Raw genomic sequence first — 5,114 nt, 5'->3', positions numbered from 1 at the left:
CCCGCCCCGACTACGACCAGGTCCTGCAGACCCTCGCCGACTATGTGCTCGGCTACCGAGTCGATTCCCCCGAAGCCCTGAACACCGCCCGCCATTGCCTGATGGACACCCTGGGCTGCGGCCTGCTGGCCCTGCGCTTCCCCGAATGCACCAAGCACCTCGGCCCGCTGGTCGAGGGCACCATCGTCCCTCATGGCGCCCGCGTCCCTGGCACCAGTTACCGCCTCGACCCGGTCAAGGCCGCCTGGGACATCGGCTGCATCGTCCGCTGGCTGGACTACAACGACACCTGGTTGGCGGCGGAGTGGGGCCACCCCTCGGACAACCTCGGCGGCATCCTGGCGGTCACCGACCACCTGTCGCAGAAGCGCGTGGCCAATGGCGAGGCGCCTCTGGTCATGCGCGAGGTGCTCGATGCCATGGTCATGGCCCACGAGATCCAGGGCGTGCTGGCGCTGGAGAACTCCTTTAACCGGGTTGGCCTGGACCATGTGCTGCTGGTCAAGGTCGCCTCCACGGCAGTCTGCGCCAGGCTCATGGGCGCCAATCGCGAGCAACTGCTGTCGGCGCTGTCCCATGCCTTCGTCGATGGCCAGGCCCTGCGCACCTACCGTCATGCGCCCAACGCCGGGTCGCGCAAGTCGTGGGCGGCGGGGGATGCCTCCAGTCGAGGCGTGCGCCTGGCCGATATCGCCCTGCGTGGCGAGATGGGTGTGCCCGGTGCGCTCACGGCCAGGCAGTGGGGGTTCTACGATGTGTCGTTCAGCCATACCAACAAGGACCTGGCGCTCAAGCCAGAAGGTCAGCGTGAACTGCGCCTGCCGCAGCCATTGGGCAGCTACGTGATGGAGAACGTGCTGTTCAAGATCAGTTTCCCTGCCGAATTCCATGCCCAGACCGCCTGCGAGGCTGCGGTGATTCTGCACCCGCAGGTGCGCAATCGCCTGCATGAGATCGACCGTATTCTCATCACTACCCACGAGTCAGCGATTCGCATTATTTCCAAGGAAGGCCCCCTGGCCAACGCTGCCGACCGCGACCACTGTCTGCAGTACATGACCGCCGTGCCGCTGATCTTCGGTGACCTGGTGGCCGAGCACTACGAGGATGCCTTCCATGCCGCGCACCCGAGCATCGACCGCCTGCGCGAGAAGATGGTGATCGTCGAGGAGCCGCGCTTCAGTCGCGAGTACCTGGAGGCCGACAAGCGCTCCATCGCCAATGGCGTGCAGGTGTTCTTCAAGGATGGCTCGCACACGCCGCAAGTGGTGGTGGAGTACCCGATCGGGCATCGACGGCGGCGGGAGGAGGGGATGCCGTTGCTCGAGGCCAAGTTCAAGGAGAACCTGGCGACGCGCTTTGCGCGGCAGCGCTGTGAGCAAATCTTCGAACTGTGCAGGGATCAGCAGGCGCTTGAGCAGATGGCGGTGCACCGCTTTGTTGAATTGTTCGTGATCTGAGCTGGCCTGTACCGGCCTCTTCGCGGCTAAAGCCGCTCCCACAGGAAACCCGAAATCTTCAAGACTACGACGGACCTGTGGGAGCGGCTTTAGCCGCGAAGAGGCCAGCAAAGCCAACACAAGCGGCACAAAAAAGCCCCGGCATTTCTGCCAGGGCTTCTTCTTGCAGCTTACAACTTGCCGCTCAGCTTACGCCTGAACCACCGGGATCTTGGCGTTGGCCGCCGCTTCGCGGAACTCGGCGATCTGGTCGAAGCTCAGGTAGCGGTAGACGTCGGCAGCCATGCTGTCGATGTCTTTCGCGTACTGCATGTACTCCTCGACGGTCGGCAGCTTGCCAATGATCGAAGCGACCGCGGCCAGCTCGGCCGAGGCCAGGTACACGTTGGTGGCGTCGCCCAGACGGTTCGGGAAGTTACGGGTCGAGGTGGAGACCACGGTCGAACCGGTCTGCACACGTGCCTGGTTACCCATGCACAGCGAGCAGCCTGGCATTTCCATGCGCGCGCCAGCCTTGCCGTAGATGCCGTAGTAGCCTTCCTCGGTCAGCTGGTGGGCGTCCATCTTGGTTGGCGGGGCCAGCCACAGACGGGTCGGGATACCGCCCTTGACCTTGTCCAGCAGCTTGCCGGCGGCGCGGAAGTGACCGATGTTGGTCATGCACGAACCGATGAACACTTCATCGATCTTCTCGCCCTGTACCGAGGACAGCAGGCGGGCATCGTCCGGGTCGTTCGGCGCGCAGAGCACAGGCTCCTTGACGTCGGCCAGGTCGATCTCGATGATCTCGGCGTATTCGGCATCGGCGTCGGCCGACAGCAGCTCAGGCTTGGCCAGCCAGGCTTCCATGGCCTGGGCACGGCGCTCCAGGGTGCGGGCATCGCCGTAGCCTTCGCCGATCATCCAGCGCAGCAGGGTGATGTTGGACTGCAGGTATTCGGCGATGGCCTTCTCCGGCAGCTTGATGGTGCAACCGGCGGCGGAGCGTTCGGCCGAGGCGTCGGACAGCTCGAAGGCTTGCTCGACGGTCAGGTCGTTGAGGCCTTCGATCTCCAGGATGCGGCCGGAGAAGGCGTTCTTCTTGCCTTTCTTCTCGACGGTCAGCAGGCCCTTCTGGATGGCGTAGTAAGGGATCGCATGCACCAGGTCACGCAGGGTGATGCCAGGCTGCAGCTTGCCCTTGAAGCGCACCAGGATCGACTCTGGCATGTCCAGCGGCATGACGCCGGTGGCGGCGGCGAAGGCCACCAGGCCGGAACCGGCCGGGAACGAGATGCCGATCGGGAAACGGGTGTGCGAGTCGCCACCGGTGCCGACGGTGTCAGGCATCAGCATGCGGTTCAGCCAGCTGTGGATGATGCCGTCGCCTGGACGCAGCGACACGCCGCCACGGGTGCGGATGAAGTCTGGCAGGGTGTGGTGGGTGGTGACGTCGATCGGCTTCGGATAAGCGGCGGTGTGGCAGAACGACTGCATCACCAGGTCGGCGGAGAAGCCCAGGCACGCCAGGTCTTTCAGCTCGTCGCGGGTCATCGGGCCCGTGGTGTCCTGGGAACCGACGGTGGTCATCTTCGGTTCGCAGTAGGCACCTGGGCGCACGCCCTGGCCTTCCGGCAGACCGCAGGCACGGCCGACCATCTTCTGCGCCAGGGTGAAGCCCTTGGTCGAAGCGGCAGGCTGCTCGGGTTTCTTGAACAGGTCCGATGGGGCCTGGCCCAGTTCGGCGCGGGCTTTCTCGGTCAGGCCACGGCCGACGATCAGCGGGATACGGCCACCGGCGCGGACTTCGTCCAGCAGTACTTCGGTTTTCAGCTCGAAGTTGGTGACCAGTTCGTCGCTGCCGTGACGGCGCACTTCACCTTTGAACGGGTAGACGTCGATGACGTCGCCCATGGCCAGGTTGGTGCAGTCGAATTCGATCGGCAGGGCGCCGGCGTCTTCCATGGTGTTGTAGAAGATCGGGGCGATCTTGGTGCCGAAGCAGAAACCACCGGCGCGCTTGTTCGGCACGTACGGGATGTCGTCGCCGAAGAACCACAGCACCGAGTTGGTGGCGGATTTGCGCGAGGAACCGGTACCGACCACGTCACCGACGTAGGCGACCGGGAAGCCTTTGGCTTTCACGGCTTCGATCTGGGCCAGTGGGCCGACCGAACCTGGCTGCGAAGGCTCGATGCCGTCGCGGGCCATCTTCAGCATGGCCAGGGCGTGCAGCGGGATGTCAGGGCGCGACCAGGCGTCCGGGGCAGGGGACAGGTCGTCGGTGTTGGTTTCGCCAGGCACCTTGAACACGGTCAGGGTGTACTTGTCGGCGATCGCCGGACGGCTGGTGAACCACTCGCCGGCAGCCCAGGATTCCAGCACGGCCTTGGCGTGGGCGTTGCCGGCCTTGGCTTTTTCGGCCACGTCGTGGAAGGCATCGAACATCAGCAGGGTGTGCTTGAGCTGTTCGGCCGCGACGGCGCCCAGTTCGGCGTCGTCCAGCAGCGCGACCAGCGTCTCGATGTTGTAGCCGCCCTGCATGGTGCCCAGCAGCTCGGTGGCGTGCTTGCGGTCGATCAGCGGGGACTTGGCTTCGCCCTTGGCGATGGCGGAGAGGAAGGCGGCCTTGACGTAGGCGGCCTCGTCGACTCCTGGCGGAACGCGGTTGGTGATCAGGTCTACGAGGAAGGCTTCTTCGCCGGCCGGCGGGTTTTTCAGCAGCTCGACCAGGCCTGCGGTTTGTTCGGCGTTCAGCGGCTGGGGCACGATACCCAGAGCGGCACGCTCTTCGATGTGTTTGCGGTAGGCTTCAAGCACAGTTATTACCCTCATCAGTGGTCCCTAAAGGGAGTCCGGGACGCTCATCCAGCATTCCCATGCACCCATGCGCTAAGGACGGCTTTTTGAGCCGGCAAGCCAGGGTCGCAGAGAATCCTTACAGAAGCTGCTTTCAAAGTTTTACGCCTGTAGAACGGAAGGCTGATGAGGGGTTGGCCATGCCCATGCGCGCTTGCATGGGCAGGGCCAACGCCGTTCTACCGGATGAACTGTGCTCGTGACGCTTTGAAAACAGCTTCCAACGGACATTGTTGCCTTGAAAAGGCGGTGTGATTCTACGGCAAAAATAAGCCGAAGGTAAGGCGGCGTAGATGACTTTAACGGGTGACCCTGGTTAGACAAAGGGCTAACATGAGCCCGTGTTCCACCGCCAAGCCGTTGTTTCTACATGTCCAACCAATCCATCAAGACCCCTTGCGTCGGCCTGTGCTCTACGGTCTACGGCGACCTGGTGTGCCGCGGCTGCAAGCGCTTTCACCACGAAGTGATCCACTGGAACGGCTACGACGACGAGCAGAAGCGCGCGGTCTGGCTGCGCCTGGAGCAACTGCTGGTGCAGGTGATGATGGCCAAGCTGGAAGTGTTCGACAAAGAGCTGCTGCGACAGCAGCTGGAGCAGCGTTCGATCCGCTTTGTCGTGCAGCAGTCCGAGTATTGCTGGGCCTACCAGTTGATTGCCCGGGGCGCGCGGATGATCCGCGATCTGGAAGCGTACGGGATGGCGTTGTTGCCGGAGTTCCGTGACTGGGACTTGCCGCAGCTGCGCGATGCCATCGACCGCGAGTTCTTCTTGCTGTCCGAGGCGCATTACCAGCGCTACATCGCCCCGAGCTT

The 5,114-nt window shown here is 63.6% G+C and carries 3 protein-coding genes; 2 read left to right on the top strand and 1 reads right to left on the bottom strand.

The features are described 5' to 3' along the window. Positions 1-1,460, top strand: a 1,460-nt coding sequence (gene prpD / locus N5D48_RS25535; RefSeq protein ID WP_279888875.1) for a 2-methylcitrate dehydratase, incomplete at its 5' end; no start/stop codon positions are given. Positions 1,461-1,649: 189 nt separating this feature from the next. On the opposite strand, the gene acnB is transcribed toward prpD, so the two are convergent. Next, complete coding sequence (gene acnB, locus N5D48_RS25530; RefSeq protein WP_279888876.1) at positions 1,650-4,259, bottom strand: bifunctional aconitate hydratase 2/2-methylisocitrate dehydratase; 2,610 nt, start codon at positions 4,257-4,259, stop codon at positions 1,650-1,652. Between the two features lie 409 nt (positions 4,260-4,668). Between acnB and N5D48_RS25525 the strand changes: the two genes are divergently transcribed. Next, on the top strand, positions 4,669-5,114 hold a 446-nt coding region (locus N5D48_RS25525), incomplete at its 3' end, for a DUF1289 domain-containing protein (RefSeq protein ID WP_279888874.1).

Source organism: Pseudomonas sp. GD03858 (assembly GCF_029840925.1).
Lineage (GTDB): Bacteria > Pseudomonadota > Gammaproteobacteria > Pseudomonadales > Pseudomonadaceae > Aquipseudomonas.
The sequence above is the reverse complement of the archived record's forward strand: the minus strand, read 5'-3'. Positions and strand labels throughout refer to the sequence as shown.